This window comes from Planococcus chinensis, from assembly GCF_042681545.1.
GTDB classification, from domain to species: Bacteria; Bacillota; Bacilli; order Bacillales_A; family Planococcaceae; genus Planococcus; species Planococcus chinensis.
In genome coordinates this window covers 1-26,201 of sequence record NZ_JBHUFW010000007.1, presented here as the reverse complement: position 1 = coordinate 26,201, position 26,201 = coordinate 1, and the positions used below count along the sequence as shown (strand labels likewise).

Genomic DNA, 26,201 nt, shown 5'->3' with positions numbered 1-26,201 from the left:
CCTTTCTTGTACTAACCGGTTGGTATGTTCAGAATATTAATTTAATGTTAGCGTTTCCAAAATGTAAATGCAAGGGAATTTTAGGATTTCCTCCATAAAAAAAGACCGCTCCTCGGCGGCCTTTGTCTGTTCCGGCTCTATTAGTCTTCCTGTTCTTTGTCATCTTCTTGGTCCAGCTGTTCATCGGTATTGTCCTCGCCCATCGGCCCTTCTTCTTCCGGGTTGTCTTCCCCGGTCACCGGATCGTCCACTTCAATGTTATCGTCGTCACCATCCCCGTCGCCGCCGCAAGCGCCAAGCATACTGACCGAGAGGGCTGCTGCCGCTCCAAGCTTCATCCATTTCGCGATCGCCATTTCGTTTCCTCCTCTCCTGGCTTTCGTTGTTCTTTACTTTAATACCCCGCTATACGCCGACCTTAACAAAAAGATCGAGATATCGTTCGGGCAAAGATTCTTCAGGCTCTTGGCAGATATCATTCCTGCTATTCAGAAAAAAATCTATTGACCATATATTCTGAATAGCGTATGGTAGAAGTAACTTGAAGAAAGAGGTGAGGCATTATGGCTATTTTATTTTTGAATACGCAAATCCAATCCATAATGTCCCGCTCTGTGTATCGCTGACGATACGCTTCTTCCATTATGCCCGGGAACCATGGATTGCGATTTGCGCGCATCCATGGTTTTTTATTATGCATAAATAGGAGGAACTTACATTGAATAAAATTGAACAATACGGCTGGAATACAGCTTGGCAAGAAAAAATCGGCGCATTCGGTATTCCGGGGCGCATTACATTGGAACATAAAAACATCTACCGGGTCGTGACGGACCGCGGCGAATGGCTGAGTACGCTTTCCGGCAAATACCGCCATGAGCACCTGCACAGTGAATTCCCGGCTGTCGGCGACTGGGTCATGGTCGAAAGGATGCCCGGCGAGGAAAAAGGGATCATCCATCAAGTCCTCCCTCGCACGTCCCAGTTTTCACGGAAAGCGGCTGGCGATACATCGGAGATTCAACTAATCGCCGTCAACGTGGATTACGTCTTTCTCGTTATGTCGTTGAACCATGACTTCAACGTCCGGCGCCTGGAACGCTATTTGATCGCCGCTTGGGATTCAGGAGCCAATCCGGTGATTGTCCTGACGAAAAGTGATCAATGCGAAGACGTCGAACCCTACCTGCGCGAAGTGGAAACAGTCGCATTCGGCTTGCCGGTCCATCCGGTATCTAGTGTCACCGGCGAAGGCATCGAAAACCTGCAGAACCTGCTGGCCCCGAATAAAACCGGCGCACTTCTCGGTTCATCGGGCGTTGGAAAATCGTCGCTGATCAATGCCTTGTCCGGCAGCGAACTGATGGCGGTCCAAGACATCCGGGAAGACGACAGCAAGGGGCGGCACACGACCACGCACCGGGAACTGGTCCGGTTGCCTGGCGGCGGTTTATTGATCGACACGCCTGGCATGCGCGAATTCCAGCTCGGCGATTACGAAGAAGGCATCGAAAGCGGCTTCTCGGATGTAGAGCAATTGGCCGATGAGTGCCGGTTCCGGGACTGCGGGCATGGCAGCGAACCCGGTTGCCGCATCCAGGAAGCCCTCTTGACGGGTGAATTGCAGCATGACCGCTACAGAAGCTACGTCAAACTGAAGCGTGAGCTTGCCCACATGGAGCGCAAAAGCGATGCAGCGGCCCAAAAAGCCGAACGCAGCAAATGGAAGCAGATCACAAAAGACAACCGGAAGCGGCCTGTCAAAAAACGATAAAACAAAAAGAGCAAGCCCGAATCAACGGGCTTGCTCTTAGCTTGTAGACAAAAGAATATTTATCCCTCTTTAAGAATGAAATTTCATTTGAGAGAAGCTATTCCGGATCCTCCACTTCAGGCGGACGCTTTCCGCGGGCTCGCGCCGAACTAACTCGGACTCGCGTCCGAGTGGATTTCGGCACTTCGCTTTCCCGCAGGGAAAACCGGTGCTCCTGCATCGCTTCGCTGCTTCGTCGCAAACAAGTCGGCCGAACTGCCTTCGACCAACTTGCTCGCCGCCTTCCGTTGCGGATCCTGAAGCCGGCGGCTTGTACCCAGCAGCTCAGCGTTCTCCCTTATCTTTTTATTATAGGTGACGCTCCCGACAGGGTTGGCCACGAGACTCCTGTGGGAGCAGCGAAGCGACTCGAGCTGAAGACCCTGGACTGAGCGTAGCGAGGGAAGCGGCTGAAGCCGAGCCCACGGAAAGCGAAGTGGCCAGCCCGGTCGGGCTTATATATCTCTATTCATCATAATTCGACTTTGTCTACAGTCTGAGAGCAAGCCCGAATCAACGGGCTTGCTCTTTTTAATTTTCCGGGTCGGTCAATCCGTGCTTCACCGCGTACAACGCCGCCTGTGTGCGGTCCTGCACCTCCAGCTTCGTGAAAATGTTCGATATATGCGTCTTCACGGTTTTCTCTGTCACAAAAAGGGCTGACGCGATTTCCCGGTTGCTTTTCCCTTTCGTCAGCTCCGCCAGCACTTCCTTTTCGCGCGGCGTGAGGAGATTGACCATATGCGGCACAGGATCGGCCGGCCCTTTGGCAAGCTGCGACGTCGCTTTCGGATGGAGCGTATTTTCGCCGCGCATCAGGCTGCGGATCGATTCGACCAATTCGTCAGGTTCGATGTCCTTCAGCTGATAGCCGGCTGCCCCTGCCTCCATTGCCGGCAACACGTGGTCCCGGTCTGAAAAACTGGTCAGCATGAGGACGATGATGCCGGGATGCTGCTCCTTGATTTTCCGGGTAGCCTGGATGCCGTCCATCTCGGGCATGACCAGATCCATCAGGACAATGTCCGGGTTCAGCCGCCCGGCCATTTCCACAGCTTCCTTCCCGTTCACCGCTTCCCCGACAACTTCGATGTCCTGCTGCGTTTTCAGAAAAAACATCAGCCCCCGCCGCACGACATGATGGTCATCGGCAATCAATACTTTCACCATGCAACCACTCCTCCATTAATACGGAATCCTGATGAGGATTTCCGTCCCTTTTCCGATTTCGCTCGACCAGTCAATCGTGCCGCCTTCGGCCTTCGCCCGGTCGCGCATGCTCTGGATGCCGATCGACGGAATCGCCAGGCCTTCGCCGACGACAAATCCATGTCCTTCATCTTTGATGACCAATAGCACATCCGACGGCGTCATGGACATATACAGCCGGACTTCACTGACGCCGGCATGCTTGCGGATGTTGTTCAGCGCTTCCTGCGCAATCCGGAACAGCGTCTCTTCTGTCCGCGAAGGCAATTGGACAACCCCGGTCACTTTCAGCTCCACAGCCAAGCCGAGCATTTCCGCATAGCCTTTGATCGCTTCAAGGAGCCCCGTCTCCAATCCTTTGGGGCGCAGCTGCCAAATCAAGGCGCGCATTTCGTTCAATGCTTCCTGCGTCAAGTGCTGGATATCGCGGAACGTCTCCTGGATTTCCGGGTCTTCTGACATGACGCTGCCGCCTCTTGCCGTCAGCGTCACTGAAAACAGCAATTGGTTGACGGAATCATGCAGGTCGCGCGCGAGCCGGTTGCGCTCTTTGACGAGCGCCAATTCCTGTTCCTGTTTTGTCAGCAGAATGCGTTTGATCGCCGATCCGATCTGGAACGCCACCGACTCCAGCAGCGCCAATTCTTCTTTCGAGAAGCGCTGCGTATCAGGCGCCGCAATATTCAAGAGTCCGAACCGCTCATTGCCGGACTGCAGCGGGACCGTGGCATGGTGCGTGATGCCGCCGCTGTCTTCAGCAGCCGAGGCCATGGCATTCTCGATGCGCTGGCAGGCAATGATATTAGATGCCTTTTCGAGATCGGCATCATGATACCGTTTGACACACCAACAGCCGCCCTTTTTCAAGTGGCGGCAATCATTTTTCTGCAGCGCCGGCGGCAGGTTCGCCTGTGCCACCAACTGGTGTTTGCCTTCGCTGTCAATGAAAAATATCCAGGCGGCTTCAAAAGCGGAGCCGTTCAGCAACTTCCAGATCGCGCCTTTAAGCATCCGGTCCATATCGGTTTCTTCATTCAGGAGCTCTGCAATTTCCTTTAGCAATGCAACATTCGACTGCTGTTCCATATCCATCCTTCTTCACCCCGCTATTATGTATACCTTACAGGTTTTAAGCATGCGTGTGCTTCGGACTTTTGAATGAAAAAGCTCCCTGCGTGAGGGAGCTCCAAATCATCTGCTGTTCAGTTCATCCAGGAATGTCTGCTTCAGCAGCTCGAGCTTTTCGTCGCTGTCGCGTTCATTGGCCGCGGTAACGCCGAAGTAATATTTCACTTTCGGCTCAGTTCCGCTTGGCCGCACACAGACCCACGAGCCGTCTTCGAGGAAATACTTCAGGACATTCGATTGCGGCAATTCGATTTTCTCGTTGGTTTTCATGTCCGCAAAGATCCGGTTCTGCGTTTCATAATCCTCGATGGAGACGACCGGAATCCCGGCGATTTCCCGGATCGGCTGCTCGCGCAGCCCTTCGAGAAGTGCTGTGATTTCGCGTGCGCCTTCGAGCCCTTTTTTCGTCATCGATACCAATGCTTCCCGGTACCAGCCGTGGCGGTTATACAACTCCGTCAATTTATCGTGGAGCGTCATGCCTTGGGTCTTGTAATAAGCGGCAGCTTCGATGAGGAGAAGCGTCGCCTGAACGGCATCTTTGTCACGGGCAAAATCCTTGATCAAATAGCCGTAGCTTTCTTCATAGCCGAAAAGAAATTCGAATTTTTTCTCTTGGTCGTTGTGCTTCAGTTTTTCGCCGATGAATTTGAATCCGGTCAACACGTCTTCAGAGTCAACTGCATAAGATTCAGCAATGACGCGCCCGAATTCCGAAGTAACGATGGTCTTGAAGATTTTGCCGTTTGCGGGCAATGTGCCTTTCGCCTGCTTCTGGCCCAGCAAATAATCGATCAAAAGTGCACCTGTCTGGTTGCCATTCAGCAGCTCGTAATGGCCGCCGCTCAGAACGGCAGCCCCGACGCGGTCACCGTCCGGATCGATGGCAATCAGCAGTTCCGCCCCGGTTTCCTTGCCATACTTCTCAGCGAGTTCAAAAGCGGATGCTTCTTCGGGATTCGGCGACTTGACGGTCGGAAATTCGCCGTCCGGCTGCATCTGTTCAGCCACATAGACGATATCGGCATAGCCTGCCTCGTCCAGCAAGCGCTTCACCGTCGAACCTGATGCGCCGTGAAGCGGCGTAAAGACCGCTTTGATCGGATTCGCCGATCCTTCCTGTACGGTCAGCGCCTGTTCAATATAAGCAGCATCCAGTTTTTCTCCAAGGCTGACGAGCAGCGCCGGATCGTATGAAGAATTGTCGATGCCGAGTTCGTCCTCGACCTCGCTGACGAAACTGATGACCCGGTCGGCATCTTCCAGATTCAGCTGCGCGCCGTCTTCGCCGTATACTTTATAGCCGTTGTATTCAGGCGGGTTGTGGCTGGCCGTAATGACCACGCCCATGAATGCATTCAAATACCGGACACTGAATGACAATTGCGGCGTTGTCCGCGGTTCGCTGTAGACATACGTATGGATCCCATTCGCAGCAAATGTTTTCGCCGCTTCCTGTGCGAATTCAGGCGACATGCGCCGGCTGTCATACGCAATTGCAATCCCGCGGGCCATCGCCATTTCACCGTTTTCTTTGATGTAATTCGCGATGCCCTGCGAAGCTTTGCGTACCGTATAGACATTCATGCGGTTCGTGCCCGGTCCGATTTCGCCGCGCATGCCTCCGGTCCCGAATGCCAAGTCCTGGTAAAAGGCATCCTCCGCTAATTTTTCATCATCTTTCAGTAAATTCAAAGCCTCTCTGGTCACTTCATCCAGCCGGTCATGCTCCAACCAGCGCTTGATTCGTTCCTGCCATGTCATATGCATCCCTCCATAGCTTCAGTTTACCAAAAAAACCAAAAAAAAACCGCTCCCTTTAGGAAGCGGCCATCTGGCTCAATCTTTCTTGTATTCCACACTGTAGACGTCATGGCGGCGGTCTTTCAGCTGCTTGACAGTCCCGTTTTGGCGCTGGCGGCGCAGGATCTCAAGATCGACGTCGCCGATCAGCACCATTTCCAGGTTGGCATTGGTTTCCCCTACGATGCCGTCGCGGGCAAATTCGAAATCGCTCGGTGCGAAAATACCGGACTGTGCATATTGAATATCCATGTTTTCAGTCTGCGGCAAGTTGCCAACCGTCCCGGAAATGACGGTGTAAATCTGGTTTTCCACAGCACGGGCCTGAGCGCAATAACGCACGCGCAGGTAGCCTTGGCGGTCTTCCGTACAGAAAGGAGAGAAGATGATGTTCGCCCCCATGTCTGTCGCAATCCGCGCAAGTTCAGGAAACTCGATGTCGTAGCAGATCTGGATGGCGATCTTCCCGCAATCCGTATCGAACACGCGGACCGAATCGCCTGCAGAAATCCCCCACCATTTCCGTTCATTCGGGGTGATGTGGATTTTATACTGCTTGTCGATCGAACCGTCGCGGCGGAACAGGTACGCAATGTTATAGATTTCGTCGTCATCTTCCTTGACGAAATGCGATCCGCCGATGATGTTGATATTGTAGCGGACAGCCAGATCCGTGAACAACTCGATATATTGCGGCGTGTACTCCGTCAATTTGCGGACGGCCTGGCTCGGTGATGGCTCGTTCAGGAACGACATCAATTGCGTCGTAAAGATTTCCGGGAACACCACAAAATCGGAATGCGCATCGGAAGCCACGTCCACGAAATATTCAACCTGGTTTGCCAGATCATCGAACGATTCAATGGCGCGCATTAAATACTGCACGACACAGATGCGGACAGGCAGGCTCGTCTTGAAATGGCGTTTCGAGACCGGTTTATAGTCGACATTGTTCCATTCCATCAACGTCGCGTATTTGCCTGATGCCAAATCGTCCTGCAGGTAATTCGGGTTGATGCGCATCAATTGGAAGCCGTTCATCAATTGGAATGTCAGGACCGGATCGTAGATTTTGTGGCGCGAAACCGCATCCACATATTCCCTCGGCGACATTTCATCCGCATATTTATGGAAGTTCGGGATGCGGCCGCCAAGGATGATCGATTTCAAGTTCAATTCCCGCGCAAGTTCTTTGCGTGCTTCGTACAGCCGTTGGCCAACCTGCATGCGCCGGTATTCCGGATGCACCATCACTTCAATTCCGTACATGTTATAGCCATCGGGATTGTGGTTCGTGATATAGCCGCCGTCGGTTACATCGTCCCACGTATGGCGGTCATCGTATTCGTCGAAATTGATCAACAAGCTGGAACATGAGCCGATGACTTTGCCATCGAGTTCAGCTACGAGCTGTCCCTGCGGGAATACGCCCAAATGGCTCCGCAGCTGCTCTTCTTTCCATGGATCCATCCCAGGGAAGCAAAGTCGCTGCATTTCGAGAATGGGATTTATATCTGCATAGGTCATCTCCCGGATGATCATGCTTTTTTCAAAATGGGATAAATCGAACTGTTCTGGCACTGCAGCCACTCCTTCACAAAAGTATCACACTTTATTATATAGGATAGCGCCGCAGGTTGATAATATTTTACTTGCCGGCGTCAAGGATTTATACTTTTATGGAAGTAACTTTTGAAAAGAGGTACCACTCAATGTCGAAGCGCCAAGAAAATGTTTTGCTTGCTATGTGGGCTGTCGCGCTGGTTGCCACGGCCGGATCCCTGTATTTCTCACAGATCAGGGATTACATTCCTTGTACATTGTGCTGGGTGCAGCGGATTTTCATGTATCCGCTCGTAGTCGTCATCGGAATCGCTTTTGCCCAGAAGAACGTCCGAATCGCCACAACGACGCTGGCCCTGTCCGTCATCGGCGGCGGGATTTCGCTCTACCATTACGGCCTGCAGAAACTGACATTCCTGTCGGATGCTGCCCCGTCCTGCGGACAAGTCCCTTGCACCGGCCAGTACATCAATTATTTCGGGTTCATCACCATTCCATTTTTAGCGCTTACCGCATTTATTCTAATTGCCGGAATGAGCATCTATTTGCTGAAGTCATTGAAGGAGGAAGTTAAGTAATGAAGAAAATGTTGATCATCGGCGGCGTGATTGTGGCGATTTTTGCGCTCATCATCGTGTTGACGAACATGTCAAACAGCAAAAAACTCGCAGACAACCCGTACGATAAAGAAGATTTGGACCAATCAACCATCGATCTGCTGGACGATGAAAACTACCAGAACATCGCCTTGCCGGATGAAGTGACGAAACAAATCGAAAGCGGCGAACCGACGACGGTTTATTTTTTCAGCCCGACTTGCCCGCATTGCCAGGCAACAACGCCTGTGTTGATGCCCGTAGCGAACGATATGGATGTGGACGTCCTCCAATACAATTTGTTAGAGTATGAACAGGGCTGGCAGGATTATTTCATCGAAGCCACTCCAACGCTCGTGCATTATGAAAATGGCGAAGAAGTTGCCCGCTGGGTCGGCGCACAGCCAAAAGAAAACATCGAAGAATTTTTCAACGAAGTCGTTCTAAAATAATAAAAGACAAGGGTCATGTGCCGTGCGCATGGCCCTTTCATATGGAGGCAAAATGATGCAATGGAATTATGCAATCCAAGAAGACGGCATGACCGTCGAAGAGCTGCTGCGCAGTGAATGGGGACTAGGCAAAAAAGTGGTCCACGAAATGCGCATGGCCAAAAGCGTGAAAAATGATAAACAGCAGGAAGTCATCTGGAAAGAGCCGCTCCCAAAAGGGACGATGCTGACATTTGACCTTCCGCCGGCCAGCTCTCCTTATGAAGCCAACCATGAAATCGAACTTCCGATCTTGTTTGAAGACGATCATTTCATCATTGCCCGAAAACCGAAAGGCATGGCGACCCATCCGAACGAGGTCGGCCAGAAAGACACATTCATCAATGCCATTCTCGGCCATATCGTCCGCCACGGCGGCACTTACGGCGAACATGTCCACCGCCTTGACCAGGGCACATCGGGCTTACTGATGGTCGCCAAGCACCCGGTGGCTAAAAACGTCCTCGACCGCATGCTCGAACAAAAACAGCTGGTCCGTGAATATGAAGCCGTCGTCAAAGGCAAGGTTGCCAACAAAACCGGCACGATCGATGCCGCGCTCGGCCGCGACCGGCACCACCCGACCCGCCGCCGCGTGTCCCCGTCCGGCCAAAGCGCCGTGACGCATTATAAAGTGCTGCGGCAGATGGAAGGCAAGTCGCTTCTTCACTTGACGCTCGAGACCGGACGTACGCACCAGATCCGTGCCCACCTCTCGCACCTCAATCACCCGGTCATCGGGGATGAACTTTACGACGGGCCTCCGACACAAGACGGTTCCTATCACCTGCATGCATTCCGCATGTCATTCATCCATCCCTTCACCGGCGAAAAGATTGTCGTTGAAGATAGCAGCAGATAAAAAAAGAAGTTCCCCAATGGGAGCTTCTTTTTTCGGACTGTAGACAAGGTCTTCTTATGTTGAATAGAGAAGTATAAGCCCGACCGGGCTGGCCACGTCGCTTTCCGTGGGCTCGGCTTCAGCCGCTTCCCTCGCTTCGCTCAGTCCAGGGTCTTCAGCTCGAGTCGCTTCGCTGCTCCCACAGGAGTCTCGTGGCCAGCCCGGTCGGGAGCGTCACCTATAATAAATAGATAAGGTGAGAACGCTGACCTGCTTTGATCTGCTGGGTACAAGCCGCCGGCTTCAGGATCCGCAACGGAAGGCGGCGAGCAAGTTGGTCGAAGGCAGTTCGGCCGACTTGTTTGCGACGAAGCAGCGAAGCGATGCAGGAGCACCGGTTTTCCCTGCGGGATAGCGAAGTGCCGAACTAACTCGGACGCCAGTCCGAGTTAGTTCGGCGCGAGCCCGCGGAAAGCGTCCGCCTGAAGTGGAGGATCTTGTACAACTTCGTCAAAATACATGTTCATTCTTTCGAGAAAAATAAATATTCTTGACTATGCATTCTCAGAAGTTCCCCAATGGGAACTTCTTTTTTATTTCAAATGAATTTCATCTGGATGAGTTCCTGTGCGCCAGTCCTGGTTCAAGCCGTCAATCATCGCCATCTCTTCAGCCGTCAACGCAAAATTGAAGACGTCTGCATTTTCGAGGATGCGTTCGGGCTGGATCGATTTCGGAATGACGATCAAGTCGTGCTGCAAATGCCAGCGGATGATGACTTGCGCAATCGACTTGCCGTAATTCTCGCCGATCTTCCCTAGCACCGGGTTGTCCAGCAGACGGCCGCGAGCCAGCGGCGACCAGGATGTCACCGCAATTTCGTTGTCTGCACAGAACTGGCGGAGCGGTTCCTGTGTCAATTGCGGATGCAGCTCGATCTGGTTGACCATCGGTTTAGTATGGGCCGTGGCTAAAATCTTCTCGAGGTGATGCTGCTGGTGGTTCGATACGCCAATCGACCGCACCAGTTTTTCGTCATACAGGCGCTGGATTGCGCGGTAGGTTTCTTCATATGTATCCGGCATCGCCCAATGCGTCAAATACAGATCCAAATAATCGAACCCAAGGCGTTCCAGGGATGCCTCAAATGCCCGCAAGGTGTTGTCATAGCCCTGGTCGGTGTTCCAAACTTTCGATGTGATAAACAAGTCTTCCCTTTTGGCGCCTGAAGCCCGGACCGCTTCCCCCACTTCGCGTTCATTGTCATAGATGGCTGCTGTGTCGATCGCCGGATACCCCGCTTTGATGGCTGCCAGCATCGCTTCCACCGCCGCTTCCTTATCCGTCATTTTAAATACGCCAAGGCCAAAGCGCGGCATCTCCACTCCGTTATGTAAGGTCTTTGTTGATTTGATGGTCAAATCCATTTTTCATCATCCTTTCTGTTCCTATTGTACAAATATCCCGCTAAAAATTCGACTTTGACGAATTTGGCAAAATCCCTTGCATTTCTCTTCAAAAGCGAATATTATATGAAATGTTGTTTAAATTGTTCGGATTTTGAAAGGGGTATATAGATGTTTCATTTAAAAGAGTACGGCACAGATGTAAAAACAGAAATTCTTGCCGGCATGACGACATTTCTAACAATGGCCTACATTGTTATCGTTAATCCAGTCATCCTCGGTGCCGCAGGGGTTCCTTTCGACCAAGTTTTCCTGGCGACGATCATCGCTGCCGCGATTGGCACGCTGTGGATGGCGCTTTTCGCCAATTATCCGATCGCCATTGCACCCGGCATGGGATTGAATGCCTATTTCACGTCAATGGTTTTGGGTTCGGGCGGCGCTATTGATTATGTCACGGCTTTCTCGGCTGTCTTTGTCGCCGGTCTGATTTTCGTTCTGCTGTCGATGACTTCGATGCGCAAAGTCTTGATCCAGGCCATTCCTGAAAACTTGAAGCATGCCATCACGGCAGGCATCGGATTGTTCATCGCATTTATCGGCATGCGCCTCAGCGGCATCATCGTCGGAAACGAATCCAACCTTGTCGGTCTGGGCGATTTGACCTCCCCTCCTGTCCTGTTGACATTAGTGGGGCTGATGATCACGCTCATCTTCATGTCGCTCAACATTCACGGCGGAATCTTTTTCGGAATGATCGCCACCGGCATCATCGCGTTCTTCACCGGCCAATTGAAATTCGAAAGCGGCTTTATGAAACTGCCTTCGCTGCCGGAAGGCATCATTGTCTGGAATCCGCTCGAAGCAGTCCAGCTGGTCATTGAATTTGGCCTTTACGGAGTCGTCTTCTCGTTCCTGCTCGTTACGCTCTTCGATACGACCGGAACGATGATCGGCGTCGCCAAGCAAGCCGGCTTAATGAAGGACAACCACATGCCGCGCATGCGACAGGCCCTTCTGGCCGATTCGGTAGCGGCAACTGCAGGCGCCATGGTCGGTACAAGCCCTACATCCGCCTACGTGGAGTCTTCTGCCGGTGTTGCAGCTGGCGGCCGGACAGGATTGACCACGTTGACTGTCGGCATCCTGTTCATCATCGCTGCATTTTTCGGTCCGCTCGTATCATCCTTGTCGGGCGTGGCCGCTATCACAGCTCCTGCGTTGATCATTGTCGGCAGTTTGATGATCGGTGCCGTCAAACACATCGAATGGGAGGAATTCGATGAAGCATTCCCGGCATTCTTGATTGTTCTGGCCATGCCGCTCACTTCGAGCATCGCCACCGGCATTGCGCTCGGTTTCATCTCTTATCCATTGATGAAGATTTTCAAAGGCAAATGGAAAGCGGTCCACCCGATTCTTTATATCTTTGCCGTATTATTCGCCATCCAGATTCTAATAGCACCACATTGACAGCAAAGAAGCAGCCCGGCCGGCTGCTTCTTTTTTATCTTCCGGTATATAATGGCCTAAAAGGCAAACGGCCGCAGAGGAGGCAACGCATGAGAGACATCCGGTTTGTCGCCGTCCATCGGGGCGGCACGCTGACGAAGGAGGACCACCAGCGGCTGATGCACTGGGCCCGGGTATGTGCAGAACATATTTTGCAGGTTCTTGGCGAAGAAGCAGACCCTCGCCTCGCGCATGCCCTCGATACAGCCCAAAAATGGGAGCAAGGCGAAGTGCCGACAGGTGACGCCATGAAAGCTGCAGTAGCTGCACATGCTGCCGCGAGGGAAAAGGACAATCCGGCATCGACAGCCGCGGCCCGTTCAGTCGGCCACGCTGTCGCTACCGCCCATATGGCCGACCATTCCGTAGGTGCGCCGCTTTATGCGCTGAAAGCCCTGAAGCTTGCCGGTAAACCGCTGCACGATGAAAGAGAATGGCAGCTCGGCCAGCTGCGCCATTTGCCCTCCAACCTTGCCGATCAAGTGCTCGAGGCCATGCGCGAAAAAGAGAAAGGCTTTAAACTATAAGAAAATGCCCGGAGCGGAATGCGCTTCGGGCATTTTTTATTCCATTATCCTAATACCGGATTAGTTTCTGTACTGGGAAGTCGGTTTCGCTCTTGCGCTCGACATGCCGGCGGTGATCAACAACACAGCCGCTGTCAATAAATGCATCGCCCAGCCGATAAGCGGGAACCAGGCAACCAAACTCGTGATGATTCCGAGGATGGATCCTGATTTCGGGGAATACTCCCGGAAACAGAAAAACAATGTGACGGCATGAAGCACGAACATGACGCCCAATGCTGCATAGCCTGTGCTCACGACGAATCCGCCTCCGATAAACGGAATGGCGAGCAGCGCTTCTGCAAGGCCGGTAATCCACATCAACGCAATTGAAGCTTTCATCTTCATCGGTCCTTCATCCTTTCTTGGAAATGTCCTTGCTCTATTCTACGGATTGCCGCGGCAATAGTTTCAGTATTCAATAAAAAAACAGACCAGGTTTTGTATAGACAAAACTTAGCCATAATTGAAAGCGGTCTTATATTTCATTTTTCCCGTTCATGCGCTATACTAAACAAAGACGCAAATTCCAAGGAGGTTGTCACTATGAACTTAATCCTTATTCTAGGCGTTACAGTAGCCTTCTTGTCAGCTATCTTAACAGCTGGATACGATGACAAGCCAGGAACATACAAACAAGATTAGTATAAAAAAGGACAGCGCCCTGTGCGCTGTCCTTTTTTCTTTTCTCACACGAGTTCCGGGAACCCCTGCTGGCGAAGCGCCTCGTACATGAGGATTGCCGCGGTATTCGAGAGATTCAGTGAACGGATATGCTCGTTCATCGGAATCCGCAGGCAGCGGTCCAAGTTTTGTTCGATCAATTCTTTCGGTAGTCCCTTCGTCTCCTGGCCGAAGACGAAAAAGTGATCGTCCTCCATGGCCGAGAAATCAAAATCCGAATACGTCTTCGTGCCGAATTTTGTAATGTAATAGAAGTTTCCTTCTTTGTAGCGGTCAAACAATTCCTGCAGCGAGTCATAATAAGCCAAGTCGACGTGCTCCCAATAATCGAGGCCTGCCCGCTTCAACATCTTATCATCCGTGGAAAAGCCGAGCGGCCGGATCAGGTGGAGCTTTACGCCCGTTCCTGCGCATGAGCGCGCAATATTCCCTGTATTCGCAGGGATCAGCGGTTGGTACAAAACAATGTGTATAGCCAAATCTGTCACTTATCCTTTCGATTCTTCGGCAAAAAATGCCAATCCTTTTTCGATTTCTTCCCTGACTTCCTCGTCTTTCTCCTCCGCGAGTGCCTGTTCCAAAGCTATGCGTCCTAAGGCTGTACCGATCTTGCCGATGGCCCACGCGGCCGTCCCCCGGATCACCGGGCGTTCATCGCTCTCTAGCAATTGAATCAATGCTGGCACTGCACTTTCCTCTTTGAAATGAGCAAGTGCCAGGATGGCATTTCGCTGAATCGGTTTCTTTCCGCGCCATGAGCCTGAAACATAGCCGAATTTCTCTTTAAATTCCCGGTTGGAAATCGAGAGAAGCGGTTCTAAAAGCGGTTTCGCAATTTCCGGATCCGGCTCGAACTCGGCATGGATCCGGTTTGCCTTGCGCTTGTTTTTCGGGCACACCGTCTGGCAAGTATCGCAGCCGTAAAGCCGGTTGCCGATGACGCCCCGGAACTCGTCCGGAAGAAACCCTTTCGTCTGCGTCAAAAACGAAATGCAGCGCTGGGCATTCAGCTGGCCGCCCTCCACAATGGCACCGGTCGGGCAGACATCGATGCACAGGCGGCAGTCGCCGCACTGGTCTTCCATCGGCTCATCGTATTTGAACGGGATGTTGGTAATCATCTCCCCCAAATAGACGTACGATCCGAACTCGGGCGTAATAATCGAGGTGTTCTTAGCGCTCCAGCCGATCCCTGCCCGTTCTGCCACCGCCCGGTCCGACAATTCGCCGGTATCCACCATTGAGCGCATGCGTGCATCAGGAAAATGTCCAGCAATGAACGCTTCCAAAAGTGTCAGTCTTTCTCTCAGTGCGGCGTGGTAGTCCTTTCCCCAGGACGATCGGGAAAAGATGCCGCGCCGGGCGCCTTTTGTCCCCTGCGGCGCATCCGTCATTTTTGACGGATAGGCGATGGCAATGGCGATGATGCTCACCGCTTCATCCAGTAAAAGAGCCGGCTGTGTGCGTTTGTCGACATCCGGCTCTTCAAAACCCGACTGGTAGTTCAGTTGCTGCTGGCGCACCAATTGATGCCGCAAATTATAAAAAGGTTCTGCCGAAGCAAAACCGATCTTATCGATTCCGATCTCCGAGGCATAAGCAACAAGCTCTTGTTGAAAGTGATCGAGATTCATGTTGTAACCTCACATTCCTTAACTATGATACGATATCCCTAAACCATCATCTGAAAGGAAGATTGCAATGGAACTGACAATCAATCCTAAAATCATAGAAATCCTTCCTGATTTTAAAATAGGAACTATTCATTATAACAATATCACCGTTTCCGATTCACCTCAAATGTTAAAAGGCCGCCTGCAGCTTTTCCAGGAGCAATTGTTCTTCGACCTGGAAGACAAGGAAATTACGGACTTCCCGGGCCTTTTGGAATGGCAGCTCATCTGGAAAGCGCTCGGGGCCGATCCAAGCCGTTACCGCCCTTCGGCAGAAGCGCTGTTCCGCCGCATCAAGAAGCAGAATTACTTGCCTTCGATCCACTCAGCGGTCGATATGAACAGCTTCTTGTCGCTGCAGTATGAAATTCCACTCGGACTCTACGACGCCGACCAGATTGACGGAAATGTGGAGATTGCCCTTGGCACTCCAGCGGATCAATTTGAAGGGTTGAACAACCGCCTCAATACCTTGACGAACATTCCGGTGTCGAAAGACGATCAAGGCGCATTCGGCAGCCCATATGTCGATTCAAGGCGAACGGCGGTCACCGACCGGACAACAAACGCATTGCACATCTTTTACCTGCGCCCATCTATGGAACGCGATACTGCCTTGGAATTATTGCAGGCTGCTGCCAATATGTTCACCGGCATCCATGGCGGTAATGCCGAAATCGCCGTGCTTTAATTTCCGAAATCTTCTTTGCAGGCATATTCTTTTCCAAGCATTCATTATTTTAGTATGATTTTGTTATCGTGATAAAAAATGAGGGATTTCCATGAAGAAAGTGCACAGTGATGTTATCCAGTTCCGCGGCAGCCATTATGATTTCGGGTATCATCAAGGCGAGCTGCTCCGGGATTCTATTCTTTTGCCAAACCGCAAAACCCAGCGAAGCCAGAACAGCCGGCAGCTTCTAATAGACGAGACCCAAGGGGTCGAGATGCTCGACCGGTTTGCCCCGCGCATCCTTGAGGAAATCGAAGGGCTTGCCGATGCGCTGGACTGGCCTTTTGTCGATGCGCTGCGTGAATTCAGCGGCTATTACCTGGAATACACACGAAGCGGCTGTTCGATCCTTGCCCGCTCCGATTTTCTGGTCCGCAATTACGACAGTTCACCGCAGGGCTATGAGGGCCGCTTCGCCCTGTACGAACCGACAGACGGCGGTTATGCCTCCATCGGTCCATCCATGCAAATCACCGGCCGGACAGACGGCCTCAATGAAAAAGGGCTAGCTATGGGCTACAATTTCATCAATCGACGCAATTCCGCAGACGGCTTTATCTGCAATATGATCGGGCGTCTCCTACTGGAGCATTGCGCGACCATCGAAGAAGCTGTCGATTTGCTGAAAGAATTGCCGCACCGCCGTTCGTTCAGCTATGTGCTTTTGGACAAGAGCGGAAGATCGGTTGTTGTCGAAACATCGCCCCGCAACGTCATCGTCCGGGAAGCGGCGGTGTCGACAAACCATTTTGAAATTCTATCGGAAGAAAACCGCTACCAGATCGATGATTCCAAACGCCGTGAAGAAGCGCTGCTCACCCATTCCACAAAATCGGATGATGCTTATGCTGCATTCCGCTTGTTGAACGATTCGGAGCAAGGTGTATTCTCGACAAAATACAGCACGGCTTCCGGCACCTTGCATACGGCCTCTTATTTCCCGCATAGCCTGGAAGTCGGCTTTGCTATCGGACCGGACCGCTTGCCGCTGATGTTCGATTTCCAGAAATGGCTGAAAGGCGAACGCCTTCTTGCCAAACGGATCAACGGACAGATTGATACGCATTTTCCGTTTCCATATCTGGATGATCTGTCTCTTCTACAATCTAAAAACGGCTGAAGCGAATCCTCGCTCCAGCCGTTTTTCTACGTATATAGACGATCTGTATGAGCCAATCCGATTGCCGTATCAAGCTCGCCATGAATCGCATCAATAGTAACGGGTATCCCTTTCAACCATTCACCGAAGTTGAAAACGGTCGGTTCCTGGTCACCGCCCAGCGCGAACCAGACTTCCTGTTCGGTCGGCAAATAGACGGCGGTATGGATTGTCCCGGCCCAGCTTTTATATAGCTTGGAAAACAGCCCCCGCTCCGTGTCATTGAACAGCCGGTATGCCCGGTAGGCTTCTGATGCATCATCCGGATTCGCTTCGATGACTGCAAGGCGCTCATAGGAATCTTTCAAATAATTGCGGTTTTCATGCTGCTGGATTTCAAAATGGTTGGTGCATGCAGCCGCCTCCCGCACCATCACTTCGCGCGGCGTCGCTTCCATAACTTTCGTCTCGCCGCTCCGGTCAGTCACTACATAGCTGAAAGAGCCCCGGTGCGGAATATCCTTCACAAGTGCCGCAGCCTCTTCAATGGTAGCGCAGGTCTCAAGAATGATGCGGCCAATCATATAGCAGACAAAGCCATCGCCGGGATTTTTCCGGTGCATGAAATTATAGCCCATCACGAGGCCGTGCTCGTTCATGCCGTCCGTACGTCCCAGAATCCGCTGGCTGGGCCCGATTACAGCGGCTCCTTCCTCAGGTTGGAACAAGCAGAACCTGCCTTCATAGGTCTGTGGATGGAAATCATAATTGCGCACCAGAAAATCGTCGCCGCTGACGATGGAACAACCCGACGGCGGAGCATCGATGCGGTAGCCGCCAAAATCGCGCAGCACTTCGTCGATCGGAAGCTCCAAGCTATCTTCGAGGCCTTTCAGTTCCTCCCAGATTTTTGGCGCATAGGCATTAAAAGCAGCTTGTGCTTCCGCCGCGTCTACAACAAACCGCGGCCGTTTGCTTTTCCACTGCTTCCTGCGGTTTTCAAGCGTCACTGATTCTTTCAGCAGCCGCCCCTGCATCAAACCGAAATCGTAATGGCTTCCCCTGAACTGCAGAATATCGCTATGTATGGGTTTCACGGGTTCATTCCTCCATCTGTCTCCACTGACTTTTGATATTCAACCATTATAGCAATCAACCGCATGGAGAAGACAGGAAAACGGGTTGATAAAGGGTTTTTCACCAAGTTTTCTGTCCCGAAAAAATATTCTAATTATTCAGATTAAACTCTTGTGTTCCTTAAGAAAAGGTATATAATTAGCTTTGGATAAATCAAATAAATAATACATAACGCAAATAAGCAACAAGGAGGAAGCAGTAATGAAGAAGTTTCTCGTTGCCCTGATGATTGCATTTCTGAGCCTGTCTGCCATGTCCACAGTGAGCGCCCATCCGCACCATCATGACAAAGACGATGACAAATTCAGCGTACGGGAGGAATTGATGATCAGCAAAAAAGCCTTGAAGAAATACCGGGACATCGACGTCGCACTGGATGAAGGGTTTACCGGATTGATGCCTGGCGCCTGCGTACCGAAAATGGGCATCCACTTGATCAAGCCGAACCGGGTCGATGATGCGAAACTTTCCATCACTAGACCGGAAATTCTGGTTTATGAGCCAATGAAAGACGGCAGCTATAAACTGGTTGCAGCAGAATGGTATGTGCCGGCTGAAGAAACAAACAAAACACCTTATCTCTTCAAGCAAAAATTCCAAGGGCCGATGGCAAACCATGATGGCTCTCCAGGCAAACATTACGACTTGCATGCCTGGTTGTTCAAAAAGAATCCAGACGGCATGTTTGAACCAGAAAACGAACGCGTGAGCTGCAAATACGCTAAATAACCGAATGGATGCAAGGACACTAACAGCAAAAAAAGCCGGTGCAAAAGGAAATCCTTTTGCACCGGCTTTTCTGTGGCCTTGCATTGCCCTGTCCCGGTTTGCCATGGAAAGCGGCTGCACGCCCTGCATATTACCGTCCGCCTTTGTCTCCCTTTTCGCTTTTCCTTTCCAAGCGATTCCCCATTACCCGATTCACTATCCATTTTTCAATTTCCACAAGGATAAAGACGCTGAGTCCGATCAAAAGCGGCCATATCCAATTGCTGAGGCCGATCGGTTCTGTCGCAAGGATGACGTTCATAAAAGGCACATAAGTGACCCCGAGCTGTATGATGATGAGCAGGCCCGAGACAAAAAATGCCGCTTTATTGGAAAAGAAGTCGCGGTTCAAGGCAAACCGGCTTTCGTTCCGGCAATTGAAAAGGTAAAAAAGCTGCGAGAGGACGAGGGCCTGCAGCGTCATGGTCTGCAATGTACCTGCATCGTAATTCCTTGCTGTAAATACGGTATTCATCCACAGGATGCCGCCGCATATTAAAATCGAGACAAAGGCAATCCGGAACATCGAATATCCGCTTAGCAATCGGCTGCCGGCTTTTCGCGGCGGCCGCTCCATCGTGCCGGGCTCAAGTTTTTCAAACGCGATCGCCAGTGAAATCGTTACCGCCGTAATCATATTGACCCACAGGATTTGCACGGGCGTCAGCGGGATGGTCGCCCCAAGAAGAATGCTGACAAAGATCAACATGCCTTCCGATACATTGGTCGGCAATATAAATAGAATCGTCTTCTTCAAGTTGTCGTATACTCGCCGGCCTTCTTTCACAGCATTGACAATGGTATTGAAATTATCATCGACCAGCACCATCTCAGCAGCTTCTTTTGATACTTCCGTCCCTTTTATACCCATTGCAATGCCGATATCCGCGCGCTTCAATGCCGGGGCATCGTTCACCCCATCCCCTGTCATCGCGCAAATATGCCCCTGTTTTTGCAGCGCTTCCACCAGCCGCAATTTGTCGGCCGGGCTAGTGCGGGCGAAAATATCGAAATCGTTCACTGCCTGTGCCAATGCTTCGTCATCCATCGTTTCCAATTCGCGGCCTTCAATCGCTTTCAGGCCAACTCCAATGCCCAATTTTGAACCGATTGCTACAGCAGTTTCTTTATGGTCGCCTGTGATCATCTTGACCCGGATACCGGCCGTTTTGCATTGGGCAATCGACTCAATCACTTCATCGCGCGGCGGATCGATAATGCCGACCATTCCCAGAAGGGTGAAGCCGCTTTGCAAGTCGCTGTGCCCGATCGATTCAACGCCGCTGGGAACCGGCTTTACCGCTGCTGCCAACAGCCGCTCCCCACGTACCGCGTGATCCAGAATCTTTTCTTCCCAATAGCCCCTTTCAGCGGAAGGGATCATTTCCAGCAGCCGTTCCGGTGCGCCTTTCACATAAATCCATTTTTGGCTGCCTTCCCTGACCAGCGCTGCCATATATTTATAGGAAGAGTCGAACGGTATTTTGGAGGCCAAGGGGTAGATTTCAATTTCTTTATCGGCCTTTTCCGCAAGCGTCAGCAGGCATCCCTCAGTCGCACCGCCGCTGACTTTCCAACTGTCCCCTTCTTTGTACAAATGTGAGTCGTTCAGCGTCTTGACGCAGATCAGGAAACGTTCGAGCATAGGCTGGTCCTGCACCGAAACATTCCGGCCATTTTTCTGAATCGCCCCTTCCGGGGAATAGCCGACTCCACCGACATCAAACTCTTCGCTTTCGAGTATTACAGATTTGACGGTCATTTCATTTTTCGTTAATGTACCAGTTTTATCTGAACAGATGACGGTCACCGCTCCAAGCGTTTCGACTGAAGGCAGATTACGGACAATGGCATTTTTTCCGGCCATGGTCTGCACACCAAGAGCCAAGATAATTGATAGTATCGCCGGCAGCCCTTCAGGAATCATCGCTACGGTCAGCCCGATGATGGCCAGCAGCAATTCCCCGGTTGCATAATCATGAAGCCAATAGCCGATCAAAAACAGCGCAACTGCGCTCAGAACGATGATCATCGAGACCAATTTGCCGAAGGCGGCAGTCTGTTTCAGCAACGGCGTCTGCAGCTTCTCAACCGCGGCGAGCGCAGAGCTGATTTTTCCAAGTTCCGTCTCCGCTCCTGTCGCGACTACTACACCCGCTCCCGCACCGGAAGCGACAGCCGTTCCGGCAAATGCCATATTGGCTCTGTCGCCAAGTACCGTCTCTTCCGGCAGCAAGGCTGTCTTCTTTTCGACAGCATCCGATTCTCCGGTTAAAGAAGATTCTTCAATCTGCAGATTCACTGCATCAAACAATCGCAGATCAGCCGGCACTTTATCCCCCGCTCTCAGATAGGCGATATCGCCCGGCACCAGATCCGCTGCCTGGATGCTGGTACGCTTTCCCGAACGCAGGACAACCGCTTTGACCGATAGCATTTTGCGGATCCCTTCCAGTGCCTTTTCTGCCCGATTCTCCTGGATAAAGCCGATGGCTGCATTTATGACCACCACTGCCAATATAACGCCCGTATCAATATAATGCTGCAGGATAAACGTGATGACTGCCGCAACAAGCAAGACATAGATCAACACATCGTGGAAATGCTTAAAAAACTTGACGATAGGCGAATCGTTCTTTGCCTCTGGCAGTTCATTCCTGCCCCACGTGGCCAATCTCCCAGCCGCCTCCTCCTCGGATAAACCCATGGACGGATCGGCTGCCAATTCCTCAAGGACGTCTGCGATTTCATGACTGTACCATTTCATCTTAGACTTGCCCTCCCCGCATCTCATTCTAGCTTCACTGACGGACAATTTTGATTAGTATACCACGAAGCATTTTATGAGCAGCGGTTTTACGTAGGTTTCGCAATGGGGGCTGCCAGAAACACTTCATTGATAATTGGATAGCTCGAGCAAGTTTCCATCCGGATCCCGGATATACACCGACAGAATCGAGCCGACAGCACCCGTCCGCTCGATCGGCCCCTCTTCTATTGCAGTGTGGCATTTCGCCAGGTGTTTGATGACTTCCGGCATAGGAACTTCAGTGATAAAGCATAAGTCTGCACTTCCCGGCACAGGAGCAGACGCTTTCGGTTCAAATTCTTTCCCGGCTTTGTGAAGATTGATTTTTTGGTTTCCGAAGCGCAATGCTTTTCTATCCTCTCCGAAAGTTTCGATTCGCATTCCCAATACCCGGCGATAAAATTCACAAGTTTCCCTGATATCCTTGACGGTCAATACAAGATGGTCCAACCGGTTGATCTCCATTTGCAGCACTCCTTTTCACCTTACGGCAGTACTTAACACTTCGACATCGATGGGGATAAACCTTTCCTTCGTAAAGCGTTCTTATAAGATTTAACTGATCGATGGATAACGTCCGGCAGCTCTATTTAAACGATTATTTTTCAATAAAAAAAGCCGATGGTTTGAGAAGATCTCAAATCATCAGCTTTAGTTTCATCGTTTGGCATGCGATGAAAAGTATACCGGCGGTCGGGGTCGAACCGACACTCCGGTGAAGGAACGGGATTTTGAGTCCCGCGCGTCTGCCAATTCCGCCACGCCGGCCTATTCCTAAAAGGACAATTATTATTATAGCATTGAAAAAGAAAGTGCGCCACTACTTTTTTAAAATAATAATTACAAACGCCATCGCCTCTATACAGAAACGATGGCAGCTCTCCCTTACATGAAAAGATTTAAAACCATATAGATCAGTCCAGCAATCATTGCAGAAATCGGCAAGGTAATGATCCACGTAATCAGCATGGTCTGGGCTGTTCCCCATTTCACGCCTTTCAGTCTGTGCGCAGCTCCCACTCCCATGATCGAAGATGAAATAACATGCGTTGTACTGACCGGCAAGTGGATGGCGGTAGCGCCGAAAATAACAGCGGCTCCGGTCAAGTCAGCGGCAACTCCGTTGACCGGCCGGATTTTCATGATTTTGCCCCCGACTGTCTTGATGATTCTCCAGCCGCCGACTGATGTCCCAAGAGCCATAGCGAGCGCACAGGAAACCTGTACCCATAGCTGGATGTCATCCGTAGTTTGATAATTGTTGACGATGAGTGCCATAGTGATGATCCCCATCGCTTTTTGGGCATCGTTCGTCCCGTGTGAAAACGACTGCAACGCCGCAGTGGCGATCTGTACCAGCCGGAAGTTCCTGTTGGTCTTGGTCAAGTTGTGGTTCTTGAACACGACTTTTACGATGCTGTAGACGATATACCCCACTACAAAAGCCAAGATCGGGGAAAGGATCAAAGCTTGGAGTATCTTAAGGAAACCGCCAAGATTAAGTGCGCCGACGCCTGCTGCTGCAATGACCGCACCGACAATCGATCCGATCAGCGCATGCGAGGAGCTGCTAGGGATTCCATAATACCATGTGACCAAATTCCATGTAATCGCAGCCAATAGCGCTGCCAGAATGACGATTGTTCCATTTTCGAGCGTGAACGGATCCACGATGTCTTTCGTGATCGTTTTAGCGACGCCTGTGAAAGCCATAGCTCCGACAAAGTTCATGATGGCAGCCAGCAGGATGGCGTGCCTTGGCTTCAGCGCTTTCGTTGAAACCGCAGTGGCAATAGAGTTGGCCGTATCATGGAACCCATTGATAAAGTCAAAAACTATTGCAAAGATGACAATCAAAACCGTTAACAGCAGTACCATATCCATTAGTCTTTTTGCTCCTTAAGCGTTCTTCATGATGATTGATTCAAATGTATTAGCCACTTTCTGGCAGTGATCTGCTATTTCCTCTAGTTCTTCATAGATCTCTTTATACTGGATAATGCGGATCGGGTCTTTCTCAGTCGCAAACAGGTTCTTGATGGCATTGCGACGCGTCACATCGCATTGAGATTCATAGTCTTTGATTTTGATTGCATGCTCCCGCATGGCAAGCAATTTCTTGGAAGTCATCAAATCGACCGCCACTACAATCTCTTCTGTGCTTAATCGGATCGCTTCGACAAACTCCAACATATATTGATCAGCATTGATGATCGAGTACATTTCAAACATGGAAGCGGTGTGGTCCAAGCCGTCCAATACATCGTCCATGCTCATCGCCAGCGCCAGAATGTCTTCGCGCTCAATTGGTGTGATGAAGGCTTTGTTCAAGTCCTGGATCACATCGTGGACGAATGTATCCCCTTTGGTTTCAAAGTCTTTCATCGTATTCGAGAAAATCTTCAAATCGCTGATCGAGTTCAATTTATAATCGGCAAAATAAGCAGCACTCTCTTTTAAGTTCAACGCGATATCGCTTAATTGCACTGCAAATTTATCTTTCTTTTTAAACGCCATTCTTGTTCCCTCCGCTATTCTCATATAATAAAATCTAAGCTAGATAATAATACCTCATAGGAGGCAGAATTAACAATCCCTAAACATCAAATTTACAATCCCTTAATAAAACTGATATTTCCCTTTCCCTATAAATGTTTAATGCATTATTCTTCTTTTTTTGCATAAGAAAAAGCTCCAACTTTGAAGGTCAAAGTTGGAGCTTGGTGAAGGGCAGGCAGGCCCTTCTCATGATACCGGCGGTCGGGGTCGAACCGACACTCCCGTGAAGGAACGGGATTTTGAGTCCCGCGCGTCTGCCAATTCCGCCACGCCGGCAAATTATTATGGAGGCGGCAACCGGACTCGAACCGGTGATAAGGGTGTTGCAGACCCATGCCTTACCACTTGGCTATGCCGCCAAAAATTGGAGCGGAAAACGAGGTTCGAACTCGCGACCTCCACCTTGGCAAGGTGGCGTTCTACCACTGAACTATTTCCGCAAAAGCTGGGGTACCTGGATTCGAACCAGGGCATGACGGGATCAAAACCCGTTGCCTTACCGCTTGGCTATACCCCAATAATAAGATGGGGCGGACGAGGGGAATTGAACCCCCGAATGCCGGAATCACAATCCGGTGCGTTAACCACTTCGCCACGACCGCCACGATATTATATTTATTATAGCATCAAGTTGAAGTTAATGTATGGGGCGGACGAGGGGAATTGAACCCCCGAGTGCCGGAATCACAATCCGGTGCGTTAACCACTTCGCCACGACCGCCATCATATAAAATTTAAAATTGGCAGGGGCAGTAGGAATCGAACCCACATCGGAGGTTTTGGAGACCTCTGTTCTACCGTTAAACTATGCCCCTAAAACTGGTGGTGGGGGGCAGATTCGAACTGCCGAACCCGAAGGAGCGGATTTACAGTCCGCCGCGTTTAGCCACTTCGCTACCCCACCTAGTGGTGCCGGAGAAAGGACTTGAACCCTCAACCTACTGATTACAAGTCAGTTGCTCTACCAGTTGAGCTACTCCGGCATGGAGATTATTAAAAATAATGGTGGGTCAGGACGGAATCGAACCGCCGACACTTAGAGCTTCAATCTAATGCTCTACCAACTGAGCTACTGACCCACATTTTTAAAAATGGCGGTCCCGACCGGGATCGAACCGGCGATCTCCTGCGTGACAGGCAGGCATGTTAACCGCTACACCACGGGACCATTTGGTTGCGGGGGCAGGATTTGAACCTGCGACCTTTGGGTTATGAGCCCAACGAGCTACCGAACTGCTCCACCCCGCGACAATGTTATATGATATTTTGTGCACTTAGAGTGCAATATATCTTGAAGGAATGACTTCCTTCTATTATATATGAAACTACTGATCAAATCGATTATGTATTTTCCAAAATGGTGGAGGATGACGGGATCGAACCGCCGACCCTCTGCTTGTAAGGCAGATGCTCTCCCAGCTGAGCTAATCCTCCGTATTGAAAATGGTGACCCCTACGGGATTCGAACCCGTGTTACCGCCGTGAAAGGGCGGTGTCTTAACCGCTTGACCAAGGGGCCATTAATATTTGGAGATTAAATTCTGGCGGAGAGCAAGGGATTCGAACCCTTGAGACGGTTGCCCGCCTACATGATTTCCAATCATGCTCCTTCGGCCACTCGGACAGCTCTCCAAAAGAATGGCTCCGAAGGTAGGACTCGAACCTACGACCATCGCATTAACAGTGCGGTGCTCTACCACTGAGCTACTTCGGAATAATATGGATCAGCCTGGCAACGTCCTACTCTCACAGGGGGAAACCCCCAACTACCATCGGCGCAAAAGAGCTTAACTTCCGTGTTCGGGATGGGA

At 51.0% G+C, this 26,201-nt stretch carries 23 protein-coding genes, 17 tRNA genes and 1 rRNA gene; 9 read left to right on the top strand and 32 right to left on the bottom strand.

The genetic code is table 11. The features are described 5' to 3' along the window. Positions 1 to 140: 140 nt before the first annotated feature. Entirely contained in the window at positions 141 to 356 is a 216-nt protein-coding gene (locus ACFSDB_RS10080) for a hypothetical protein (protein WP_204892957.1), read from the bottom strand. Positions 357 to 718: 362 nt separating this feature from the next. On the opposite strand from ACFSDB_RS10080, the gene rsgA reads away from it, so the two are divergent. Next, on the top strand, positions 719 to 1,774 hold the full coding sequence (gene rsgA / locus ACFSDB_RS10075) for a ribosome small subunit-dependent GTPase A (protein WP_204892956.1): 1,056 nt from the start codon (positions 719 to 721) through the stop codon (positions 1,772 to 1,774). A gap of 570 nt (positions 1,775 to 2,344) precedes the next feature. On the opposite strand, the gene ACFSDB_RS10070 is transcribed toward rsgA, so the two are convergent. The 4 genes from ACFSDB_RS10070 to ACFSDB_RS10055 all read right to left on the bottom strand — a co-directional run bounded on the left by ACFSDB_RS10070 (position 2,345) and on the right by ACFSDB_RS10055 (position 7,534). Next, the gene (locus ACFSDB_RS10070) at positions 2,345 to 2,983 is read right to left on the bottom strand and encodes a response regulator (protein ID WP_204892955.1); all 639 of its coding nucleotides are present in this window, start codon (positions 2,981 to 2,983) and stop codon (positions 2,345 to 2,347) included. A 15-nt stretch (positions 2,984 to 2,998) separates the two neighbouring features. Next, on the bottom strand, positions 2,999 to 4,114 hold the full coding sequence (locus tag ACFSDB_RS10065; protein WP_204892954.1) for a GAF domain-containing sensor histidine kinase: 1,116 nt from the start codon (positions 4,112 to 4,114) through the stop codon (positions 2,999 to 3,001). Positions 4,115 to 4,213: 99 nt separating this feature from the next. After that, complete coding sequence (locus ACFSDB_RS10060) at positions 4,214 to 5,914, bottom strand: phospho-sugar mutase (RefSeq protein WP_204892953.1); 1,701 nt, start codon at positions 5,912 to 5,914, stop codon at positions 4,214 to 4,216. Positions 5,915 to 5,989: 75 nt separating this feature from the next. Then, positions 5,990 to 7,534 carry a GNAT family N-acetyltransferase gene (locus ACFSDB_RS10055; RefSeq protein ID WP_204892952.1) on the bottom strand — a complete coding sequence of 515 codons (1,545 nt, stop codon included), beginning with the start codon at positions 7,532 to 7,534 and terminating at the stop codon, positions 5,990 to 5,992. Positions 7,535 to 7,665: 131 nt separating this feature from the next. Here ACFSDB_RS10055 and ACFSDB_RS10050 point away from each other — a divergent pair, with 131 nt between their 5' ends. Genes ACFSDB_RS10050 through ACFSDB_RS10040 form a run of 3 tightly spaced genes read left to right on the top strand, consistent with a single transcriptional unit; the run spans position 7,666 to position 9,465 of the window. Then, positions 7,666 to 8,094, top strand: a complete 429-nt coding sequence (locus tag ACFSDB_RS10050; RefSeq protein WP_204892951.1) for a disulfide oxidoreductase — start codon at positions 7,666 to 7,668, stop codon at positions 8,092 to 8,094. Then, positions 8,094 to 8,564, top strand: a complete 471-nt coding sequence (locus ACFSDB_RS10045; protein ID WP_204892950.1) for a thioredoxin family protein — start codon at positions 8,094 to 8,096, stop codon at positions 8,562 to 8,564. The genes ACFSDB_RS10050 and ACFSDB_RS10045 overlap by 1 nt, the downstream gene beginning before the upstream one ends. 55 nt (positions 8,565 to 8,619) lie before the next feature. Continuing rightward, complete coding sequence (locus ACFSDB_RS10040; protein ID WP_204892949.1) at positions 8,620 to 9,465, top strand: RluA family pseudouridine synthase; 846 nt, start codon at positions 8,620 to 8,622, stop codon at positions 9,463 to 9,465. A 572-nt stretch (positions 9,466 to 10,037) separates the two neighbouring features. Here ACFSDB_RS10040 and ACFSDB_RS10035 read toward each other — a convergent pair. Continuing rightward, a complete protein-coding gene (locus tag ACFSDB_RS10035; RefSeq protein ID WP_204892948.1) occupies positions 10,038 to 10,871 on the bottom strand; it encodes an aldo/keto reductase in 834 nt (277 codons plus the stop codon). 150 nt (positions 10,872 to 11,021) lie between these two features. On the opposite strand from ACFSDB_RS10035, the gene ACFSDB_RS10030 reads away from it, so the two are divergent. Beyond that, entirely contained in the window at positions 11,022 to 12,323 is a 1,302-nt protein-coding gene (locus tag ACFSDB_RS10030; protein ID WP_204892947.1) for an NCS2 family permease, read from the top strand. Between the two features lie 89 nt (positions 12,324 to 12,412). Further along, positions 12,413 to 12,889: a putative immunity protein gene (locus ACFSDB_RS10025; protein ID WP_204892946.1), complete on the top strand. Its 477-nt coding sequence runs from the start codon at positions 12,413 to 12,415 to the stop codon at positions 12,887 to 12,889. A 60-nt stretch (positions 12,890 to 12,949) separates the two neighbouring features. Here the strand turns inward: ACFSDB_RS10025 and ACFSDB_RS10020 are convergent, their stop codons facing one another. The 3 genes from ACFSDB_RS10020 to queG form a co-directional block, all read right to left on the bottom strand. Further along, on the bottom strand, positions 12,950 to 13,276 hold the full coding sequence (locus ACFSDB_RS10020; RefSeq protein ID WP_377339961.1) for a hypothetical protein: 327 nt from the start codon (positions 13,274 to 13,276) through the stop codon (positions 12,950 to 12,952). Between the two features lie 341 nt (positions 13,277 to 13,617). Next, positions 13,618 to 14,091: a tRNA (uridine(34)/cytosine(34)/5-carboxymethylaminomethyluridine(34)-2'-O)-methyltransferase TrmL gene (gene trmL, locus ACFSDB_RS10015; RefSeq protein ID WP_204892945.1), complete on the bottom strand. Its 474-nt coding sequence runs from the start codon at positions 14,089 to 14,091 to the stop codon at positions 13,618 to 13,620. 9 nt (positions 14,092 to 14,100) lie between these two features. Beyond that, positions 14,101 to 15,246, bottom strand: coding sequence for a tRNA epoxyqueuosine(34) reductase QueG (gene queG / locus ACFSDB_RS10010; RefSeq protein ID WP_204892944.1), 1,146 nt, complete (start codon positions 15,244 to 15,246; stop codon positions 14,101 to 14,103). A 67-nt stretch (positions 15,247 to 15,313) separates the two neighbouring features. Between queG and ACFSDB_RS10005 the strand changes: the two genes are divergently transcribed. Continuing rightward, positions 15,314 to 15,976: a B3/B4 domain-containing protein gene (locus tag ACFSDB_RS10005; protein ID WP_204892943.1), complete on the top strand. Its 663-nt coding sequence runs from the start codon at positions 15,314 to 15,316 to the stop codon at positions 15,974 to 15,976. 91 nt (positions 15,977 to 16,067) lie between these two features. Beyond that, positions 16,068 to 17,138, top strand: coding sequence for a C45 family autoproteolytic acyltransferase/hydolase (locus tag ACFSDB_RS10000; protein ID WP_204892942.1), 1,071 nt, complete (start codon positions 16,068 to 16,070; stop codon positions 17,136 to 17,138). 26 nt (positions 17,139 to 17,164) lie between these two features. Here ACFSDB_RS10000 and ACFSDB_RS09995 read toward each other — a convergent pair whose 3' ends face one another. Continuing rightward, positions 17,165 to 18,214: a C45 family autoproteolytic acyltransferase/hydolase gene (locus ACFSDB_RS09995; RefSeq protein ID WP_204892941.1), complete on the bottom strand. Its 1,050-nt coding sequence runs from the start codon at positions 18,212 to 18,214 to the stop codon at positions 17,165 to 17,167. 241 nt (positions 18,215 to 18,455) lie between these two features. Between ACFSDB_RS09995 and ACFSDB_RS09990 the strand changes: the two genes are divergently transcribed. After that, positions 18,456 to 18,983: a hypothetical protein gene (locus ACFSDB_RS09990; RefSeq protein WP_204892940.1), complete on the top strand. Its 528-nt coding sequence runs from the start codon at positions 18,456 to 18,458 to the stop codon at positions 18,981 to 18,983. A 130-nt stretch (positions 18,984 to 19,113) separates the two neighbouring features. Here the strand turns inward: ACFSDB_RS09990 and ACFSDB_RS09985 are convergent, their stop codons facing one another. The 22 genes from ACFSDB_RS09985 to rrf form a co-directional block, all read right to left on the bottom strand. After that, positions 19,114 to 21,789 carry a cation-transporting P-type ATPase gene (locus ACFSDB_RS09985; protein WP_204892939.1) on the bottom strand — a complete coding sequence of 892 codons (2,676 nt, stop codon included), beginning with the start codon at positions 21,787 to 21,789 and terminating at the stop codon, positions 19,114 to 19,116. A gap of 126 nt (positions 21,790 to 21,915) precedes the next feature. Beyond that, the gene (locus ACFSDB_RS09980) at positions 21,916 to 22,296 is read right to left on the bottom strand and encodes a VOC family protein (RefSeq protein ID WP_204892938.1); all 381 of its coding nucleotides are present in this window, start codon (positions 22,294 to 22,296) and stop codon (positions 21,916 to 21,918) included. A gap of 219 nt (positions 22,297 to 22,515) precedes the next feature. Then, positions 22,516 to 22,599: transfer RNA gene (locus ACFSDB_RS09975), tRNA-Leu, on the bottom strand. A gap of 117 nt (positions 22,600 to 22,716) precedes the next feature. Beyond that, positions 22,717 to 23,715, bottom strand: coding sequence for an inorganic phosphate transporter (locus tag ACFSDB_RS09970; RefSeq protein ID WP_204892937.1), 999 nt, complete (start codon positions 23,713 to 23,715; stop codon positions 22,717 to 22,719). Positions 23,716 to 23,730: 15 nt separating this feature from the next. Next, the gene (locus ACFSDB_RS09965) at positions 23,731 to 24,348 is read right to left on the bottom strand and encodes a DUF47 domain-containing protein (RefSeq protein ID WP_204892936.1); all 618 of its coding nucleotides are present in this window, start codon (positions 24,346 to 24,348) and stop codon (positions 23,731 to 23,733) included. Between the two features lie 234 nt (positions 24,349 to 24,582). Next, positions 24,583 to 24,666 (bottom strand) — tRNA-Leu (locus ACFSDB_RS09960). A gap of 9 nt (positions 24,667 to 24,675) precedes the next feature. Then, positions 24,676 to 24,749, bottom strand: a tRNA-Cys gene (locus ACFSDB_RS09955). Between the two features lie 6 nt (positions 24,750 to 24,755). Continuing rightward, positions 24,756 to 24,830: transfer RNA gene (locus ACFSDB_RS09950), tRNA-Gly, on the bottom strand. Between the two features lie 5 nt (positions 24,831 to 24,835). Continuing rightward, a tRNA-Gln gene (locus ACFSDB_RS09945) sits at positions 24,836 to 24,907 on the bottom strand. A gap of 9 nt (positions 24,908 to 24,916) precedes the next feature. After that, positions 24,917 to 24,992 (bottom strand) — tRNA-His (locus tag ACFSDB_RS09940). Between the two features lie 43 nt (positions 24,993 to 25,035). Further along, positions 25,036 to 25,111: transfer RNA gene (locus ACFSDB_RS09935), tRNA-His, on the bottom strand. A gap of 20 nt (positions 25,112 to 25,131) precedes the next feature. Further along, positions 25,132 to 25,205 (bottom strand) — tRNA-Trp (locus tag ACFSDB_RS09930). 5 nt (positions 25,206 to 25,210) lie between these two features. Continuing rightward, a tRNA-Tyr gene (locus ACFSDB_RS09925) sits at positions 25,211 to 25,294 on the bottom strand. A 3-nt stretch (positions 25,295 to 25,297) separates the two neighbouring features. After that, a tRNA-Thr gene (locus tag ACFSDB_RS09920) sits at positions 25,298 to 25,373 on the bottom strand. Positions 25,374 to 25,393: 20 nt separating this feature from the next. Next, positions 25,394 to 25,469 (bottom strand) — tRNA-Phe (locus ACFSDB_RS09915). Between the two features lie 13 nt (positions 25,470 to 25,482). Beyond that, a tRNA-Asp gene (locus ACFSDB_RS09910) sits at positions 25,483 to 25,558 on the bottom strand. 3 nt (positions 25,559 to 25,561) lie between these two features. Beyond that, positions 25,562 to 25,638, bottom strand: a tRNA-Met gene (locus tag ACFSDB_RS09905). 110 nt (positions 25,639 to 25,748) lie between these two features. Further along, positions 25,749 to 25,824, bottom strand: a tRNA-Val gene (locus tag ACFSDB_RS09900). Between the two features lie 10 nt (positions 25,825 to 25,834). Next, positions 25,835 to 25,909, bottom strand: a tRNA-Glu gene (locus ACFSDB_RS09895). Between the two features lie 23 nt (positions 25,910 to 25,932). Then, positions 25,933 to 26,022: transfer RNA gene (locus ACFSDB_RS09890), tRNA-Ser, on the bottom strand. 7 nt (positions 26,023 to 26,029) lie between these two features. Continuing rightward, a tRNA-Asn gene (locus ACFSDB_RS09885) sits at positions 26,030 to 26,104 on the bottom strand. 13 nt (positions 26,105 to 26,117) lie between these two features. Then, positions 26,118 to 26,201: ribosomal RNA gene (rrf, locus tag ACFSDB_RS09880) — 5S ribosomal RNA — on the bottom strand; the annotation flags it as partial.

Coding starts and splice junctions, on each gene's coding strand:
- ACFSDB_RS10030 (WP_204892947.1), top strand. CDS start 11,022: ATGTTTCATTTAAAAGAGTACGGCACAGATGTAAAAACAGAAATTCTT.
- ACFSDB_RS10045 (WP_204892950.1), top strand. CDS start 8,094: ATGAAGAAAATGTTGATCATCGGCGGCGTGATTGTGGCGATTTTTGCG.
- ACFSDB_RS10035 (WP_204892948.1), bottom strand. CDS start 10,871: ATGGATTTGACCATCAAATCAACAAAGACCTTACATAACGGAGTGGAG.
- ACFSDB_RS10005 (WP_204892943.1), top strand. CDS start 15,314: ATGGAACTGACAATCAATCCTAAAATCATAGAAATCCTTCCTGATTTT.
- ACFSDB_RS10065 (WP_204892954.1), bottom strand. CDS start 4,114: ATGGATATGGAACAGCAGTCGAATGTTGCATTGCTAAAGGAAATTGCA.
- ACFSDB_RS10060 (WP_204892953.1), bottom strand. CDS start 5,914: ATGACATGGCAGGAACGAATCAAGCGCTGGTTGGAGCATGACCGGCTG.
- ACFSDB_RS10000 (WP_204892942.1), top strand. CDS start 16,068: ATGAAGAAAGTGCACAGTGATGTTATCCAGTTCCGCGGCAGCCATTAT.
- ACFSDB_RS10070 (WP_204892955.1), bottom strand. CDS start 2,983: ATGGTGAAAGTATTGATTGCCGATGACCATCATGTCGTGCGGCGGGGG.
- ACFSDB_RS10040 (WP_204892949.1), top strand. CDS start 8,620: ATGCAATGGAATTATGCAATCCAAGAAGACGGCATGACCGTCGAAGAG.
- ACFSDB_RS09985 (WP_204892939.1), bottom strand. CDS start 21,789: ATGAAATGGTACAGTCATGAAATCGCAGACGTCCTTGAGGAATTGGCA.
- ACFSDB_RS09965 (WP_204892936.1), bottom strand. CDS start 24,348: ATGGCGTTTAAAAAGAAAGATAAATTTGCAGTGCAATTAAGCGATATC.
- ACFSDB_RS10080 (WP_204892957.1), bottom strand. CDS start 356: ATGGCGATCGCGAAATGGATGAAGCTTGGAGCGGCAGCAGCCCTCTCG.
- ACFSDB_RS10025 (WP_204892946.1), top strand. CDS start 12,413: ATGAGAGACATCCGGTTTGTCGCCGTCCATCGGGGCGGCACGCTGACG.
- ACFSDB_RS09990 (WP_204892940.1), top strand. CDS start 18,456: ATGAAGAAGTTTCTCGTTGCCCTGATGATTGCATTTCTGAGCCTGTCT.
- ACFSDB_RS09980 (WP_204892938.1), bottom strand. CDS start 22,296: ATGGAGATCAACCGGTTGGACCATCTTGTATTGACCGTCAAGGATATC.
- ACFSDB_RS09970 (WP_204892937.1), bottom strand. CDS start 23,715: ATGGATATGGTACTGCTGTTAACGGTTTTGATTGTCATCTTTGCAATA.
- ACFSDB_RS10020 (WP_377339961.1), bottom strand. CDS start 13,276: ATGAAGATGAAAGCTTCAATTGCGTTGATGTGGATTACCGGCCTTGCA.
- queG (WP_204892944.1), bottom strand. CDS start 15,246: ATGAATCTCGATCACTTTCAACAAGAGCTTGTTGCTTATGCCTCGGAG.
- ACFSDB_RS10050 (WP_204892951.1), top strand. CDS start 7,666: ATGTCGAAGCGCCAAGAAAATGTTTTGCTTGCTATGTGGGCTGTCGCG.